This window comes from Stutzerimonas sp. KH-1 (assembly GCF_054483855.1).
On sequence record NZ_CM137011.1, the window covers coordinates 1,118,539 to 1,133,866 of the forward strand.

At 63.4% G+C, this 15,328-nt stretch carries 16 protein-coding genes; 12 read left to right on the forward strand and 4 right to left on the reverse strand.

Annotated features, from left to right (window positions below; translation table 11 throughout):
- The first annotated feature begins 30 nt into the window (after window positions 1-30).
- From ACX1DW_RS05480 to ACX1DW_RS05495, 4 genes are all read left to right on the forward strand, one after another.
- Window positions 31-453, forward strand: coding sequence for a nuclear transport factor 2 family protein (locus tag ACX1DW_RS05480; RefSeq protein ID WP_110777341.1), 423 nt, complete (start codon window positions 31-33; stop codon window positions 451-453).
- A 195-nt stretch (window positions 454-648) separates the two neighbouring features.
- Window positions 649-2,007, forward strand: coding sequence for a chromosome partitioning protein ParA (locus tag ACX1DW_RS05485; RefSeq protein WP_125869472.1), 1,359 nt, complete (start codon window positions 649-651; stop codon window positions 2,005-2,007).
- A gap of 5 nt (window positions 2,008-2,012) precedes the next feature.
- Window positions 2,013-2,960, forward strand: a complete 948-nt coding sequence (locus tag ACX1DW_RS05490) for a 1-aminocyclopropane-1-carboxylate deaminase/D-cysteine desulfhydrase (RefSeq protein ID WP_458992969.1) — start codon at window positions 2,013-2,015, stop codon at window positions 2,958-2,960.
- Window positions 2,961-2,978: 18 nt separating this feature from the next.
- Window positions 2,979-4,076 (forward strand): cyclic nucleotide-binding domain-containing protein, encoded by a 1,098-nt coding sequence (locus ACX1DW_RS05495; protein WP_458992970.1) that lies wholly within the window; start codon window positions 2,979-2,981, stop codon window positions 4,074-4,076.
- 4 nt (window positions 4,077-4,080) lie between these two features.
- On the opposite strand, the gene ACX1DW_RS05500 is transcribed toward ACX1DW_RS05495, so the two are convergent.
- Window positions 4,081-5,475 (reverse strand): MATE family efflux transporter, encoded by a 1,395-nt coding sequence (locus tag ACX1DW_RS05500; protein ID WP_458992971.1) that lies wholly within the window; start codon window positions 5,473-5,475, stop codon window positions 4,081-4,083.
- A gap of 121 nt (window positions 5,476-5,596) precedes the next feature.
- Here ACX1DW_RS05500 and pdxB point away from each other — a divergent pair, with 121 nt between their 5' ends.
- The 8 genes from pdxB (at window position 5,597) to ACX1DW_RS05540 (ending at window position 13,343) form a co-directional block, all read left to right on the forward strand.
- Complete coding sequence (gene pdxB, locus ACX1DW_RS05505; RefSeq protein WP_200594223.1) at window positions 5,597-6,742, forward strand: 4-phosphoerythronate dehydrogenase PdxB; 1,146 nt, start codon at window positions 5,597-5,599, stop codon at window positions 6,740-6,742.
- Window positions 6,743-6,829: 87 nt separating this feature from the next.
- Entirely contained in the window at window positions 6,830-8,854 is a 2,025-nt protein-coding gene (dnaX, locus tag ACX1DW_RS05510) for a DNA polymerase III subunit gamma/tau (protein ID WP_213918236.1), read from the forward strand.
- Window positions 8,855-8,873: 19 nt separating this feature from the next.
- Window positions 8,874-9,200, forward strand: coding sequence for a YbaB/EbfC family nucleoid-associated protein (locus ACX1DW_RS05515; RefSeq protein ID WP_008567825.1), 327 nt, complete (start codon window positions 8,874-8,876; stop codon window positions 9,198-9,200).
- An 80-nt stretch (window positions 9,201-9,280) separates the two neighbouring features.
- On the forward strand, window positions 9,281-9,880 hold the full coding sequence (recR, locus tag ACX1DW_RS05520; protein WP_102841319.1) for a recombination mediator RecR: 600 nt from the start codon (window positions 9,281-9,283) through the stop codon (window positions 9,878-9,880).
- Window positions 9,881-10,025: 145 nt separating this feature from the next.
- A complete protein-coding gene (locus tag ACX1DW_RS05525) occupies window positions 10,026-11,015 on the forward strand; it encodes an ABC transporter substrate-binding protein (RefSeq protein ID WP_063543425.1) in 990 nt (329 codons plus the stop codon).
- A gap of 100 nt (window positions 11,016-11,115) precedes the next feature.
- Entirely contained in the window at window positions 11,116-11,862 is a 747-nt protein-coding gene (locus tag ACX1DW_RS05530) for an ABC transporter ATP-binding protein (protein WP_102841318.1), read from the forward strand.
- Window positions 11,859-12,632 (forward strand): ABC transporter permease, encoded by a 774-nt coding sequence (locus ACX1DW_RS05535; protein WP_102841317.1) that lies wholly within the window; start codon window positions 11,859-11,861, stop codon window positions 12,630-12,632. Before ACX1DW_RS05530 ends, ACX1DW_RS05535 begins: the two co-directional genes overlap by 4 nt.
- Before the next feature lie 9 nt (window positions 12,633-12,641).
- Window positions 12,642-13,343 carry a type 2 periplasmic-binding domain-containing protein gene (locus ACX1DW_RS05540; protein WP_458992972.1) on the forward strand — a complete coding sequence of 234 codons (702 nt, stop codon included), beginning with the start codon at window positions 12,642-12,644 and terminating at the stop codon, window positions 13,341-13,343.
- 29 nt (window positions 13,344-13,372) lie between these two features.
- On the opposite strand, the gene ACX1DW_RS05545 is transcribed toward ACX1DW_RS05540, so the two are convergent.
- The 3 genes from ACX1DW_RS05545 to fnr are packed head-to-tail and all read right to left on the reverse strand — an operon-like array spanning window position 13,373 to window position 15,321.
- A complete protein-coding gene (locus ACX1DW_RS05545) occupies window positions 13,373-13,981 on the reverse strand; it encodes an SCO family protein (RefSeq protein WP_458992973.1) in 609 nt (202 codons plus the stop codon).
- A 28-nt stretch (window positions 13,982-14,009) separates the two neighbouring features.
- Window positions 14,010-14,558: an adenine phosphoribosyltransferase gene (locus ACX1DW_RS05550; RefSeq protein ID WP_063543415.1), complete on the reverse strand. Its 549-nt coding sequence runs from the start codon at window positions 14,556-14,558 to the stop codon at window positions 14,010-14,012.
- Window positions 14,559-14,586: 28 nt separating this feature from the next.
- Entirely contained in the window at window positions 14,587-15,321 is a 735-nt protein-coding gene (gene fnr, locus ACX1DW_RS05555) for a fumarate/nitrate reduction transcriptional regulator Fnr (RefSeq protein WP_003301790.1), read from the reverse strand.
- Window positions 15,322-15,328 lie beyond the last annotated feature (7 nt).

Below are 15,328 nucleotides of genomic sequence, written 5' to 3' on the forward strand. Positions count from 1 at the left end.
CTGACCTGACCACTCCACGGGAGCACGCATATGGAAAGCAAGATGATGCTGCAGCCACAGGCTGCCGAATGCCTGCAGGCCTGGCACGCGATGATCGCCCAGCGCGATCTGAGCCGGTTGCCGGAACTGCTGCACCCGCAGGCGGTGTTTCGCTCGCCGATGGCGTACAAGCCCTACGAGGGCGCGGCGGCGGTCAATCTGATTCTCAACACCGTGCTGCAGGTATTCGAGGACTTTCGCTATCACCGTGAACTGGTCAGCGCCGAAGGCAGCGACGTCGTGCTCGAGTTCAGTGCCAGGGTAGGGGATCGTGAGCTCAAGGGAATCGACATGATCCGCTTCGACGAGGCGGGCAAAATTGTCGAGTTCGAGGTCATGATCAGGCCGATGAGCGGCCTGCAAGCGCTGGGCGAGGAAATGAAACGCCGTCTTGCGGCCTACCGCGTCGGGTGATTTAGCTAAGCCCATCGCAAATCCGCGGGCGTCGCGCTCTACGGCGCCCGATGCGCAGAATGGCTGCCAACCCAGTCACATTGCCTGCGCGTGCATTTCCCCTAAACTGGCGAAACCTACGGAACCACGGCGACGGATCGCCGCGCGTTCCGCCAATCGCCGGCTCGCCGTTGCGAGCGATAAAGGAAGCCGAGCATGCAGAACAAACCGCAGATGGTCGAAGCCGTGCTGTTCTTCAATGAAGGCGCCATCTGCAAGGAAATGCTGTATCCCGAATTCGAGGCAGTGCTGGACGGAGTGGTCGCGCTCCCCGAGTTCGCCGATCGCCAGATGCGCGCGGTCTACGTCATGATCAACCCGCGGTTGCAGGTTCGTGCCGCGGTGTTCTTCTGCCTCGACTTCAATGACGATGGTTCCGCGGACTCTGGCTGGAACATTCCATTGCGGCAGCTCGCCGAGCGTACCGGCAGGGGGCCGGACATGGGGGCGGGGCCGATTCGCCTGGCCTGCCGCAGCCAGTGCCCGGTGTCCTGGCACCAGATGCACATGTGGGACCCCAAGGTAACCGCCGAGCGCAATGACCTCGCCGTGTTGCGCGAGACCATCAAGCGCAACCAGCTTGGCCTCCTGGTTGATGATGATGCGCCCCAGGCAGTGCCTGCTGAGCGTTTGCAGATGGTCGCCGAGGACACCTGGTATGCCGCCGAGGCGGCAAAGGAAGCGGCGACCCGGCGCTCCGAAGCTCATGAGCGGGAGCAGCGGCAGAAGGCCGCGCTGCTGATCAAGCAGCAGCGTCAGCGTATCGCCAATCTGGAACGTTTGCGCGAAGAGGAAACGCTCAAGGCGAGCGCTGCGGCGGAGAAGGAGCGCAAGCTGCTGCAGGATGAAATCCGCTCGTTGCAGCAGCAACTTCAGCAGCAGACCGATATCAATGCCAACCTGCATGCTCAACTGACTGCACAAGGCGAAAGTTTCCAGAAAGCGCGTGAGGAGATGAGCAAGCAACTTCGCACGCTGGAGGCGAACGGGCGCGTCGAGGTCAGTGCCGCTCGCGAGCAGTTCGAGCATGAGGCCCAGGCGCGCATCGCCGCGGCTATCGCCGAGTACAAGGAGCAGGTCGCGATCCGCGATGTCGAACTGGCTTACCGCAACGAGCTGGACGCGCAGCTCGAAGACGAGATTCAGCGGCTCAAAGGTGAATGTGAGGAGCTGCGGCTAAGCGGCGATCGCGTACTGGAGGAGCTGTCGCGTCAGGGCGTGGTATTCATGGCCTATCACCCTGGAGCGGGCCACCTGACTATCGCCTTGCAGGACTTGGCTCGATACCGCGCTAACCCCATGGCTTATGCCGCAGCCAAGTGCTTCGTTTCCGAAGAACAGTACCGCCAGTGGCTGGATCATTATCAGAAGCCGGCCTGTGTAGCGACGCTTGCGAGCGGTGAGCGCTGTGCCATGCCGCTGGACAAGATCGATTCGCCGAGCCGCTTCGTGATCGGTGAATCCAACTGCTGTGCCCGTCACCGGAAGGAAGACCGGCAGCGCACCGGTAGCTGAGCCACTTGTCTGGTCCGATTTCACCCGAGCTGGATGCACCGCTGCGTTTGCAGCCGCTGTCGTTGGACTGGCTGCAGGCCGCCGGCGTGGAGGCCGTGGTGCTGCGGCTCGATCTGGTGGATGCCGAGCTGTCGGGTAACAAGTGGTTCAAGCTCGTCAAGCATCTGGAGGCTGCTCAACGCAGTGGAGCGGGCGGCCTGATCAGCCTTGGCGGAGCTCATTCCAACCATCTTCATGCGCTGGCGGCTGCCGGTCGCCGCTTCGGCCTCGAGACGGTCGGGTTGCTGCGCGGACATGCACAGGACACGCCTACCGTCATCGATCTGCAGACGTTCGGCATGCGTCTGCACTGGCTGGGCTATGGCGGTTATCGGGCGCGCAATCTCCCCGACTTCTGGCACCACTGGCAGGAGCACTATCCCGGTTACTACTGCATTCCCGAAGGTGGTGGCGGCTTGCTCGGTGCGCTGGGCTGCGTGGATCTGGTCGGCCGGTTGCGTTCGGCACTGGACCAAGTGGGTTGGCACGATTACGACGCGGTCTGGCTCGCCGCCGGCACCGGCACGACGCTGGCCGGGATCGCCATCGGCGAGGCGGGACGGCACCGGGTATTCGGCGCGCTGGCCGGTCCGCCCTCACATGCGGTCGATAGCCGTGTAGCCACGTTGCTGACAGAGGCCGGCGCAACAGAGGCCGACTATCACCTTCTGGATGCGAGCCGCGGCGGTTTCGCTCGGTTCGACAGGGAGCTCGCCGGTTTCATTCAGCTGACCGAGCGTGAATCGGGTATCCCTCTGGATCCCGTCTACACTGCAAAGGCGATGATGGCATTGCGCCTTTATGTCGAGCGCGGGTATTTTCCATCGGGCACACGCCTGGTGTTCGTTCACACCGGCGGGTTGCAGGGCTGCCGCGCTGCCCAGGCGCAGCTGGAACGGCTGTTGGATGGATAGAGCTTTGGATTTGTCAGGATGAACAAACCGCTACACCCCGATCAGCTGCGTAATCTGGTTCCGCTGAATGAGTTGTCCACCCGTCAGCTATGGGACCTGCGTGCCCGTCTGCAGCCTGCGGTCCTGTCCGCAGGGCAGGTATTCGAGCGAGGGCAGGGCTCGACACGCGATTACCTGCTGACGGGGCGGCTGCTGCTGGTCGATTGCGATGGTCTGGAGTCGCTCCTGCTCGAAGGCAGCGCGGAGGCGTCGCATAGCCTTTCGCCAAACCTGCTGCGCGAGGTGCGCGCGGTGGATGACTGTCTGATGCTGTCGATCGATAGCCATGAATTGGATCGTCTGCTGTCCTGGCGTCAGGCCCTGCAGGATGTGCTGTTGGAGCTGTCTTCGGATGACGAGGTGGGCGACTGGCTCGAGCGGCTGCTGGACAACCCGTTGTTCGCTCAGGTCCCGCCAGCGAACATCCGCAGCATGCTGAGTCGACTGGTGAGCATTGACGTCGCGGCGGGCCAGACCCTGCTGAACGAAGGTGATGTCGGCGACTGCTGCTATTTCCTCAAGAGCGGTCATGCCCAGGTACTGAAGAACATCGACAGTGGCCAGCAGCTGCTCGCCGAGCTGGAGCCCGGCGCCTGCTTCGGCGAGGAGGCGCTGCTGGAGGAGCGGGCACGCAATGCCAGTGTCGTGATGATCGAGGACGGCTGCGTGTTGCGCCTCGACCGGTCCGACTTCATCGAGTTGCTCAAGGCGCCGGTCGTGGCTGAGGTCGAGCTGGAGCAGGTGGCCGATCTGCTAGGTTGCGGCGCCCAATGGCTGGACGTGCGACCGCTGGATGACTACGAGCGGGGGCATGCCATGCAGGCGCTGCATATGCCCTTGCATCTGCTACGTCTGAAGACCCGTCTTCTCGACCCGCGACGCACCTACCTGTGCTATTGCGAAAGCGGCAAGCGCAGCGCCAACGCCGTGTTTCTGCTGACCCAGCTTGGCTTTACCGCCTACGCATTGCGTGGTGGGCTCGATGCGCTCGATGCCGAAGATCGCGATGCGCTGCTCTGGGAGTGCGGTACCGGTTACCTGGCGCGATCCGATGGTCGCATCGAGCGCAGCCTCTGATCCGTCAGGCTGCGCCTCGGCGCAGCGCCGTATGGCGACGAATCTCCCGGCGAGCGCTGCGCGCCAGTCGCACGCTGAGCAGCAGTGCGGCGCAGCTCAAGCCGGCGATCAGACCCTGCCATAGACCGCTCGGCCCGCTCGCCGGGCCAAGGTGATCGGTCAGCCCCAGCAGATATCCGACCGGCAATCCGATGCCCCAATAGGCGAACAGCGTGTAGACCATGGTCATGCGGGTGTCCTGATAGCCGCGCAATGCGCCAGCCGCGGTGACTTGCACCACATCCGAGAACTGGAACAGTGCTGCATAGAAGAACAGGCTGGCGGCGACTGCGATCACCGCCGGGTCCGGAGTATAGATTCGTGCGATCTGCTCGCTGAACAGCAGCATGGCGCTGGCCGAGAAGCAGGCATAGACCAGCGCCGCGGCGATCCCTACACCAGCGACGAAACGGGCGTCCCGCGGGGCGCTGCGACCCAGCTCCTGCCCGATGCGCACGGTTACCGCCATACCCAGCGACAGCGGGATCATGAAGATCAGCGAGGTGAAATTCAGTGCGATCTGGTGCCCGGCAACCACCGTCGCACCGAGCGCGCCGATCAACAGCGCGATCACCGAGAAGATGCTCGCCTCGGCGAACACGGCGATGCCGATGGGGACGCCGACCGACAGCAGCCGACTGAGCATCGGCCAGCGCGGCCCTTCGAAGTGGGCGAACAGCTGGCTCGCCTGGTAGGCCGGCGCGCGCTTCACCCAGAGGCTCATCGCCGTCAGCATGAATAGCATCACCAGCGCCGTGGAGACGCCACAGCCGACGCCGCCCAGTGCCGGCACGCCGAGCTTGCCGTAGATGAAGATGTAATTCAGCGGGATGTTCAGCAGCAGGCCGAGGATGCCGATGACCATGCTCGGCCGTGGGTGACCCAGGCCATCGCTGAAGCAACGCAGCACCTGATAGAGCGCCACGGCTGGGAAACCGCAGGCGACGGCGCGCAGGTAGGCCATGGTCGGGTCGATCAGCGCGGGTTCGACACGCATCAAGTGCAGCACCGGCTTGGCGTTCCACATCAGCAGCGCACTGATGATGCCGATACCCACGCCCATCCACAGGGCCTGGCGCACCAGCGGGCCGATTTCGGCATGCTGACCGGCGCCGAAGCGCTGGGCAACGTTGGGTGTGGTGGCCAGGGTGATGCCGCTGACCAGCAGGTAGACCGGCACCCAGATCGAGTTGCCCAGCGCGACGGCAGCGAGATCATGCGGGCTGACACGGCCCGCCATCACGGTATCGACGAAACCCATGGCGGTGCTGGCCAGCTGGGCAATCATCATGGGTAGGGCGAGGGCGAAGAGGGTGCGCAGTTCAAGGCGGACCCGTCTGAGACGCAGCTCAGTGGGCATTGCGAGGCGTTCCGGTTGTATACAAGAAACGCGCTAGTCTACGCCGGGTCGTCGTACTCAGGAAGGCGGCAAAGCAGTGGCGGGCCGTCTAGAATATGCTTCCCCCAACCGGAGCCATGCCATGCACATCCTTGCCGACGAAAATATTCCGCTGGTCGATGAGTTCTTTGCCGGTCTCGGAGCGATTCGTCGCATGCCCGGCCGCAGTATCAACCGGGCGGCGCTGGAAGGCGTGGATGTGCTGCTGGTGCGCTCGGTGACGCGGGTCGACCGCGAATTGCTGCAAGGCACGGCGGTGCGCTTCGTCGGCACCTGCACCATCGGCACCGACCATCTGGACATCGACTATTTCGAGCAGGCTGGCATCGATTGGGCCAGCGCGCCAGGCTGCAATGCGCGGGGGGTGGTCGATTATGTGCTGGGCGGCCTGTTGGCGTTGGCCGAGGTCAGCGGCGAAGCGCTGGCGCAACGTCGTTTCGGCGTGGTGGGCGCCGGCGAGGTAGGCGGGCGCTTGGTCGAGGTGCTGCGGGGCCTCGGCTGGGACGTGCGCGTCTGCGACCCGCCGCGCCAGGCGCGCGAAGCGGGCGGTTTCGTGTCGCTGGACGAAGTGATCGCCGAGTGCGATGTCATCAGTCTGCACACCCCGTTGAGCATGAACGGCGACTGCCCGACCTTTCATTTGTTCGACCGGCAGCGGCTGAGCAAGCTGCGACCGGGCGCCTGGCTGATCAACGCCAGCAGGGGGGCGGTGGTGGATAACGCGGCCTTGCGTGATCTGCTACTGCAGCGCCCGGACCTCGAGGCGGTACTGGATGTCTGGGAAGGCGAGCCGCAGGTGGACGTCGAACTGGCTGATCTGTGTCGCATCGCCACGCCGCATATTGCCGGTTACAGTCTGGACGGCAAATTGCGCGGCACGGCGCAGATCCATGCGGCCTATTGCGCTACACGCGGCCTTGAGCCGACCGTCCAGCTGGCGCAGCTGATGCCGGGTGCTGCGCTGACCGAGCTGACCTTCGCCGCATCGGCAGAGCCGGCCGAGATGCTGGCAACGCTGTGCCGGGCAGTCTACGACCCGCGCCGCGACGATGCCGACTTCCGCCGCAGCCTCGTCGGCGACGACGCGCAGCGCCGGACAGCGTTCGATCTGCTGCGCAAAGGCTACCCGACGCGCCGCGAGATCGACGGGCTCGCCGTGCGGATAGAGGGGAACAACCGAGCGCTGGAAACGGTTGTCAGCGCGCTCGGTGCCCGCTTGCTGCACTAGCTTGCAGATCGGGCGTAGCTCGGATGCAATTTCCATCCTGCTCCGCTAGCATTACCCGTCCTCTGCCTAGTTCCCCGCGATGGTGTTATGAGTTATCAGGTTCTTGCACGTAAATGGCGTCCGCGCTCGTTCCGCGAAATGGTCGGCCAGACGCATGTGCTCAAGGCCCTGATCAACGCGCTGGACAACCAGCGTCTGCACCATGCCTATCTGTTCACCGGTACCCGCGGCGTCGGCAAGACGACGATTGCGCGGATCATCGCCAAGTGCCTGAACTGCGAGACCGGCGTCAGCTCAACACCCTGCGGCCAGTGTTCAGTCTGCCGGGAGATCGATGAGGGGCGCTTCGTCGACCTGATCGAGGTGGACGCCGCGAGCCGCACCAAGGTCGAGGACACGCGCGAACTGCTGGACAACGTGCAGTACGCGCCGAGCCGCGGACGCTACAAGGTCTACCTGATCGACGAAGTGCACATGCTCTCGTCGCACTCTTTCAACGCGCTGCTAAAGACCCTCGAAGAGCCGCCACCCCACGTCAAGTTCCTGCTTGCGACCACCGATCCGCAGAAGCTGCCGGTGACCATCCTGTCGCGCTGCCTGCAGTTCTCGCTGAAGAACATGCCGCCGGAGCGAGTCGTGGAGCATCTGACCCATGTGCTTGGCGTCGAGAACGTGCCTTTCGAGGAAGATGCGCTGTGGCTGCTCGGGCGCGCCGCGGACGGCTCGATGCGCGACGCCATGAGCCTGACCGACCAGGCGATCGCATTCGGTGAGGGCAAGGTGCTGGCCGCCGATGTGCGGGCGATGCTTGGCACGCTCGATCACGGGCAGGTCTACGGCGTGCTGCAGGCGTTGCTCGAGGGCGACGCCCGGGCGCTGCTCGAAGCCGTTCGCCATCTTGCCGAACAGGGCCCGGATTGGGCCGGTGTACTGGCGGAAATGCTCAATGTGCTGCATCGCGTTGCCATCGCCCAGGCGCTACCGGATGCGGTGGATAATGGCCAGGGCGATCGCGATCGGGTGCTGGCACTGGCCCAGGCGCTGCCAGCCGAAGATGTGCAGTTTTATTACCAGATGGGGCTGATCGGCCGCCGCGATTTACCGCTGGCACCCGATCCGCGCAGTGGCTTCGAAATGGTTCTGCTGCGTATGCTGGCGTTCCGTCCGGCGGATACGGATGACGCGCCGCGAACATCGCTAAAGAATTTGGGAATCAGCCCGGCCACAGCTGATTCCAAGCCTGCAGCGGTGGCCGATACCGCTGCTCCCGGCGTGTCGCCTGTTCCTAGTTCCGCTCCAGAGGCTCCTGTCGCCTCAGAGATGCCGGTGTCTGCTGCTGTGGTGGCGGCCACCAGCCCTGTCGAGCCGCCGGCCGCAGTCGCTCCTGAGCAGCCCGCCGCGGCAGAGCCACCGGCACCGTCAGCGATTGAAGATCTGCCGGTGCCAGTGGTCGATGTGCCCTGGAACGAGCCGCCCGAGGTGGCGCCGGTGGCCGTCGAGTCCGATGCCGTTCAGCCGGAGCCAGCGCTGGACGGTCCGCCTGATCATGTGGCCGCCGTGGTCCAGGTCGAAGAGCCTGACGATGACGAGCCGCCGCTGACTGATGAAGACTATTTCGAGGTGGAGAACCAGGCCGAGGCGTACCTCGAAGAATTGCAGCAGGACGAGACCGAGCAGCAGGAGGCCGAGCCTCTGCCCGCGGTGGAGCCTGCCACCGGGCTGGCTGCCGAATGGCTGGAGCTCTATCTCAAGCTCGGTCTGTCCGGCCTGACCGGCAGCATCGCAGCCAACTGCACGTTGATTTCGGTGGAGGGCGATCGCTGGCTGATGCACCTCGACCCGGCCCAGAGTGCCCTGTTCAACCCGACGCAGCAGCGCCGGTTGAACGATGCGTTGAATCAGTACCACGGGCGTACGTTGCAGCTCGATATCGTGCTGCAGAAGCCCGAGCAGGAAACGCCGGCGCAGGCCGCACAGCGTCGTCGCGCCGAGCGACAGCGCGCCGCTGAACAATCGATTCATGCGGACCCGCTGGTCCAGCAGTTGATGCAGCAGTTCGCCGCGGTGATCCGCGAAGGCACCATCGAACCCGTAGAACACTCAGAACCCTGATCGAATTGAGGTGATACCCATGATGAAAGGTGGCATGGCCGGCCTGATGAAGCAGGCGCAGCAGATGCAGGAAAAGATGCAGAAGATGCAGGAAGAGCTGGCGAACGCCGAAGTCACTGGCCAATCCGGTGCCGGCCTGGTCAGCGTGGTGATGAACGGCCGCCATGACGTCAAGCGCGTCAGCCTCGATGACAGCCTGATGCAGGAAGACAAGGAAATCCTCGAAGACCTGATCGCTGCGGCCGTCAACGATGCGGTACGCAAGATCGAGCAGAACAGCCAGGAAAAGATGGCCGGCATGACCGCTGGCATGCAGCTGCCGCCGGGCTTCAAGATGCCGTTCTGATCCATCAGGCAGGTCCCACCCGGGCCGTTCCGCTTGCCAGGTAGCGGCCCGCTTTTCCAGTGATTCAAACCGAGACGCTCATGAGCTTCAGCCCGCTGATTCGGCAACTCATCGATGCCCTGCGCATTCTTCCTGGCGTCGGGCAAAAGACCGCACAACGCATGGCGTTGCAGTTGCTCGAGCGCGACCGCAGCGGTGGCCTGCGCCTGGCGCAGGCGTTGACGGCGGCGATGGAAGGGGTCGGCTACTGCCGGCAGTGCCGCACGCTGACCGAAGACGACCTCTGCCCACAGTGCGCTGATCCGCGGCGCGACGATTCGCTGCTTTGCGTGGTGCAGAGCCCGGTGGATGTGTTCGCGGTCGAGCAGACCGGCTTTCGTGGACGTTACTTCGTGCTCAAGGGGCATCTGTCTCCACTCGATGGCTTGGGTCCGGAAGCCATTGGCATCCCCGAGCTTCTGGCGCGTGTTGCGGACGGCGCGTTCACTGAAGTCATCCTCGCGACGAACCCCACGGTGGAAGGGGAGGCGACGGCGCATTACATCGCGCAGATGCTGATTCCCAAGGGGCTGACCATCAGCCGAATCGCCCACGGCGTTCCGCTGGGCGGCGAACTGGATCTGGTCGACGGCGGAACCCTCGCCCATGCCTTGGCCGGCCGCAAGACGATCAGCCTATAACCTGCAGCATTGATGATATGCCACCTCGGTAGTGCCGTTTCCCGTGTGATTCAGGTACAGTTCTAAGCCATTAACGTTAGATAACTAAAACGAATATAGTCCTTCGTTCTGGTTATATGTACTGGCTATTCGAATCGAGGTCGAAATGAAAGCAAAGCATTGGCTGGTTCCGGCTCTGCTGTTGCTGAGCGCGTTTGCTCAGGCGCAGGAGAAGTTCAAGGTTGGCTACATCCGCGTGATGGACGATGCCCAGGCCATGGTTGCACATGAGGCTGGCTTGTATAAGAAGCACGGCCTTGATGTCGAGCTGATCGAGTTCAGCTCCGGTACCGATCTGATCAAGGCGATCGTTGGCGGGCAGTTGGATACCGGCGTGCTCGGCTTCACCAATGCGGTAGCCTGGGCTTCCAAAGGCGCAGATCTCAAGGTCGTGGGCGGTGCTCAGCAGGGCTACCACTCCATCGTGGCGCTTGAGGGTTCGGGCATCGAGAAGGTTGCGGACCTGAAGGGCAAGATCCTTGCCTCCCAGAAAGAAGGAAGCACGGCCGATGCGGTGCTGCGCGGCGTGACATTGAAAAGCGCAGAGCTCAAGCCGAGCGACGTCAACATCATGGGTGTCAGCCCGGCCGTTGCGGTGCAGTCGCTGGTCTCCGGACGTGTCGATGCCGCCTTCCTGTTCGAGCCATACGATCGCATCGCGCAGCTGGTTGCACCGGTTCAGCAGGTCTACGAGATCGGTGAAGTGTGGCCGTTCCCGTGCATGGTTGTGATCACCTCCGGCGACACCCTGGCCAAGCGCAAGGACGCCGTCTGGAAGTCGCTGGATGCTCAGCGCGATGCCATCGAGATGCTCGACAAGCAGCCAGCCGAGGCAGCCAAGCTGATCGCCGACTACTTCATCGCCGAACCGACGCTGAAAACGCTCAAGCGTGGTGAGCTCGCTCGCGAGGTGGTGATCGAGGAGGCGATCGGCACCCAGACCTTCAGCGCCAAGCTTGGCCAGGACGATCTGGCGCGCATTCAGGAGCTGGCGGACATTCTGCAGGAGCTCGGTTCGCTGAAGACCCGCGATGGCAAGCCGTTCGACACCAGTGCCATCGTCGATCTGTCCTGGCAGGAAGCTCGCCAGCTCTGATCGCTCCCTCTGTTTGGTATCACACGGACCCGGCCTTGCGCCGGGCCGTTTGCATCGCCCGCATTGCCGGGCAATTTCGTTTCTGGATTTGCGGATTTTTATGCAACTCAGGTTTGAAGAAGTAGACAAGCGCTTCGGGCAGCTCGAAGTCATCAAGGGGTTCAGCGGCGAGTTCGCCCAGGGCGAGCTGGTTGCATTGGTCGGGCCTTCAGGCTGTGGCAAGTCGACCCTGTTGCATCTGGTTGCGGGGCTGGAGAAGCCCAGCGCTGGCCGCGTGCTTGCCGATGGCAAGCCGATCACCGAGCCGAGCCCGCGGCGAACGTTGGTGTTCCAGGAGCATGCGCTGTATCCCTGGCTCAGCCTGCAGGGCAATGTGGCCATGGCGCTCGAGCTGCAGGGCGTGGCCAAGGGCGAGGCCTTTGAGCAGGCGCGCGTCTGGCTCGAGCGTGTCGGGCTCAATGGCTTCGAGCACTACTATCCGCACCAGGTTTCCGGTGGCATGCGCCAGCGTACCGCCCTGGCCCGGGCTTTTATTGCCAAGCCCGAGGTGCTGTTGCTGGACGAGCCGTTCGGCGCCCTCGATGCACTGACTCGCATGGCGCTGCAGGATGTGCTGCGCGAGCTGATCGAGGAGCATCAGCCGACCGTGCTGCTGGTTACCCATGACGTCGATGAAGCCCTGTATCTGGCCGATCATGTGCTGGTGTTCAGTGCGCGGCCGACTCGGGTGCTCAAGACGTTCAATTTCACCCATTGCGAAAAAAGCCACGACCTGTCGGACTTCGCTGCCGAGCGTAAGGAAATCCTCAGCCTGCTGGGCATCAAGACGGAGGTAGCGCACCCATGAGTCAGGCTCGTCGTCTAACCGGCCCGAAGAAATACCTCGCCGTCGTTCTGGCCATCCTGTTCATTCTGCTGATCTGGCAGGTGGCGGCCTGGAGCCTGCCTGCGTTCCTCATGCCGGGTATCCCGACCGTCGTCGAGCGTCTGATCACCACGATCCAGCAAGCGGAGTTCCGCGAAGGCCTGTACGGCAGCATGAGCCGCCTGGGCAGTGGTTATGGTTTCGCCTTGCTGTTCGGCATCGGTTTCGGTCTGGTTGGGGGCGTACTGTTCTTCTTCCGCGAGATCCTGCGCTCGGCCATTGTCATCCTGCAGTCGATTCCGTCGATCGCCTGGGTGCCGCTGTTCCTCATCGTGATGGGCTTCGGCAACCTGCCGATCATCGTCGTGGTGGCGCTGGCGGCGTTCTTCCCGATGGCGCTTTCGGTGATGAATGCCACCGAGAGCGTGCAGCCAGTGCATGTCTCGGCCGCACGGGTGATGGGTGCTTCGCGTTGGCAGCTGCTGCGCCGCGTCTACCTGCCGGCGGTGATGCCAGAGCTGATCACTGGTGCCCAGCTGGCCTTCGGTAATGCCTGGCGTGCACTCATCTCCGCCGAGATGCTGATCGGTTTCGGTCAGGGCCTGGGTCGCTCGTTGGCTTACTCCGGGGAGATCGCCGATATGGTGGGGGTCATGATGAACATCCTGGTGATCGCCATTCTCGCGACCCTGATCGATCAGGTGGTGCTGGAGAAGTTCAAGCAGCGAATGCTGCGCTACCAGTACGTCTAGGATTGGCCCGTGCCTGCTTCGTCACGCATCGTTCTGTGGCTCGCCTTGCTGGTGCCAGCTGCGTCCTTGGCCGAGCCGCTGCCGATAGCGCTGCCCGAACACCGTGTACTCTCGAGTAGCGAGACGGAGAGTTTCGAGTCGGCGCTGGCCGAGCAGCTCGGCGCCGAGCTCGGGCGTCCGGTGCAGCTCGTGGTGTCGGAAGGAGAGGCCGCCGTGCGCATGGATGCCAGCCTGCCGCGTGGCGCGAGTGCCTACTATCGCGCCGTGCCTGCCGCGCTCGTCGCGACCGAGGCGGGGCCCGCCGGCTGGGCCGATCTTCACGGTCAGCCGGTCTGCGTCAGCAATGCAAGCCCCTATGCGCCACTGCTGCGCCAACGCTTTGCGGCATCTCCGCGGCAGTATCCCAGCACAGCGCACGCACTTATCGGCCTAAAGCTCGGCGAATGCGTGGCGGTGGTCGAGGATGAAGGCTTACTGACGGAGCTGGCCACCTTGCCGGAATGGCGTCGCTACAAGCGACTGCTGCCTGCGCTGGGCAACGCCGAGCGGCAGCTTCGCCTGGTTGCCGACGACACCAAGCTACAGCAGGAGCTCGACGCGCTCATCGCTCGCTGGTCCGCGGACGGCAGCCTGGCGGAACTGACACGGCAGTGGATCGATGAGGTCGCCTTTCAGGCCTATGTGCTGGCCGACACTCTGGATTGCCACTGATCGCCTCGCAGTCAACATCAGCGGCTTGTTCAGTGCTCGGTATCGACGATCCGCGGTAGCGCTCGCTGCAGTCCATCGAGCATGAGTGGGGCGCGAATGTGCCCACGCAGGGCGCCGTCGGGGCCCACCAGCGCCAGATTGCCGCTGTGGCTGACGCTGTAGTCGCCCTGAGTCTCGTTCGCCGGCACGAACGGCAGGCCGAGCGCCCTGGACAGCTGCTGTAGTTGCTCCATTTCGCCGGTGAGGCCGCTGAAGCCCGCGCGGTAGTAATCGAGATAGGTCTTCAGCTGCTGCGGTGTATCGCGCGCAGGATCGGCAGTGATCAATACCAGCTGCAACCGCTCGCGGGTATCGCTCGGTAGCTGGCCGAACAGTCGGCGCATGTCGCTCAGCGTTGTCGGACAGATGTCCGGGCAGGCGGTGAATCCGAAGAAAAGAATATGCCAGCGTCCCTGCAATGACCGGGTGTCGAACTGCTGGCCATCCTGGTCGATCAGCGTTAGCGGAGGTATCACACGCTCACGCGGCAGCAGCAGAACATTCGCCTCATCCAGCAGGGCGTCACGGTCCAGTGCCAGTGCTGGTGTGGTCCAGGCAAGCGCAAGAATCAGCAGGCAGCGCCAGAGAGTCATTGGCACAGCGGCTCCTCGTCGAGGCCGTAACTGATCAGCGGTCGCTCAGCGCGAAAGCGGTCAGGGTAAAGGTCGGAATGCCAATGTCCTGCAACTTCTGCGATCCGCCGAGCTCGGGCAGGTCGATGATCGCAGCGGCTTCATGGATGCTGGCTCGCATGCGTCGCACCAGCTGGGCAGCGGCGAGGAGGGTGCCGCCGGTGGCGATCAAGTCATCGAACAGCAGTACCGAATCGCCTTCGCACAGGCTGTCGGCATGGATCTCCAGGTGCGCTTCGCCGTATTCGGTGCAATAGGCCTGCGACAGCACGTCTGCGGGCAGTTTGCCCTGCTTGCGGAACAGCACCAGTGGCTTGTTCAGCTCATATGCGAGGATCGAACCGATCAGAAAACCGCGGGCGTCGAGTGCGCCGATATGGGTGAAGTCGGCTTCCACGTAGCGCTGGATTAGGCTGTCAGCCACCATGCGCAGCGCTTTCGGCGACTGGAAAAGAGGGGTGATATCGCGAAAGATTACGCCCGGCTGCGGAAAATCCGGCACCGGGCGGATCAGGGTCTTGATGCTGAATTCGTCGAAGATCATCGGGTTACTACTCCAAAGACTCGGTGACTCAGACGTCCATGGCACCGCCGGCGAGGGCGCACAGTCCGATGGAATCCAGAATGCGCACCTCCTTGCCCTCGGCTTCGAGCAGGCCGTTCTGCTGGAAGCGGGTGAATACGCGGGATACGGTTTCGACCGCGAGGCCCAGATAATTGCCGATCTCGTTGCGCGACATGGGCAGGCGGAACTGGTTGGCCGAGAAGCCCCGCGCACTGAAGCGCGCCGAGAGGTTGATCAGGAAGGTGGCGATGCGCTCATCGGCGGTCTTCTTCGACAGCAAGAGCATCATCTGCTGATCGTCGCGGATCTCGCGGCTCATGATACGCATCAGCTGGCGGCGCAGTTGCGGCAGCAGCACGCTCAGTTCATCGAGTCGCTCGAAAGGAATTTCGCATACCGATGTGGTTTCCAGCGCCTGGGCCGTGACCGGGTAGCTTTCCGTGTCCATGCCCGACAGGCCGACCAGCTCGCTGGGCAGGTGGAAGCCGGTGATCTGCTCCTCGCCGCCATCGGTCACGCTGAAGGTACGCAGCGCCCCGGAGCGCACCGCGAACACCGAGCTGAACACGTCGCCCTGGCGGAACAGTGTCTCGCCTTTCTTCAACGGGCGTCCGCGCTTGACGATGTCGTCCAACGCGTCCATGTCCTGCATGTTCAGGGACAGGGGCAGGCAGAGCCCGGAAAGGCTGCAATCCTTGCAGTGAGCTTGCCGCTGCGCACGGACCTTGATCGACTCGGACATAGAGGGC

What these genes read in the sequence shown, in the direction of transcription:
- dnaX (WP_213918236.1), top strand. Translation starts at nt 6,830, where the DNA reads ATGAGTTATCAGGTTCTTGCACGTAAATGGCGTCCGCGCTCGTTCCGC.
- ACX1DW_RS05495 (WP_458992970.1), top strand. Translation starts at nt 2,979, where the DNA reads ATGAACAAACCGCTACACCCCGATCAGCTGCGTAATCTGGTTCCGCTG.
- ACX1DW_RS05500 (WP_458992971.1), bottom strand. Translation starts at nt 5,475, where the DNA reads ATGCCCACTGAGCTGCGTCTCAGACGGGTCCGCCTTGAACTGCGCACC.
- pdxB (WP_200594223.1), top strand. Translation starts at nt 5,597, where the DNA reads ATGCACATCCTTGCCGACGAAAATATTCCGCTGGTCGATGAGTTCTTT.
- ACX1DW_RS05480 (WP_110777341.1), top strand. Translation starts at nt 31, where the DNA reads ATGGAAAGCAAGATGATGCTGCAGCCACAGGCTGCCGAATGCCTGCAG.
- ACX1DW_RS05525 (WP_063543425.1), top strand. Translation starts at nt 10,026, where the DNA reads ATGAAAGCAAAGCATTGGCTGGTTCCGGCTCTGCTGTTGCTGAGCGCG.
- ACX1DW_RS05485 (WP_125869472.1), top strand. Translation starts at nt 649, where the DNA reads ATGCAGAACAAACCGCAGATGGTCGAAGCCGTGCTGTTCTTCAATGAA.
- ACX1DW_RS05535 (WP_102841317.1), top strand. Translation starts at nt 11,859, where the DNA reads ATGAGTCAGGCTCGTCGTCTAACCGGCCCGAAGAAATACCTCGCCGTC.
- ACX1DW_RS05530 (WP_102841318.1), top strand. Translation starts at nt 11,116, where the DNA reads ATGCAACTCAGGTTTGAAGAAGTAGACAAGCGCTTCGGGCAGCTCGAA.
- fnr (WP_003301790.1), bottom strand. Translation starts at nt 15,321, where the DNA reads ATGTCCGAGTCGATCAAGGTCCGTGCGCAGCGGCAAGCTCACTGCAAG.
- ACX1DW_RS05550 (WP_063543415.1), bottom strand. Translation starts at nt 14,558, where the DNA reads ATGATCTTCGACGAATTCAGCATCAAGACCCTGATCCGCCCGGTGCCG.
- ACX1DW_RS05515 (WP_008567825.1), top strand. Translation starts at nt 8,874, where the DNA reads ATGATGAAAGGTGGCATGGCCGGCCTGATGAAGCAGGCGCAGCAGATG.
- recR (WP_102841319.1), top strand. Translation starts at nt 9,281, where the DNA reads ATGAGCTTCAGCCCGCTGATTCGGCAACTCATCGATGCCCTGCGCATT.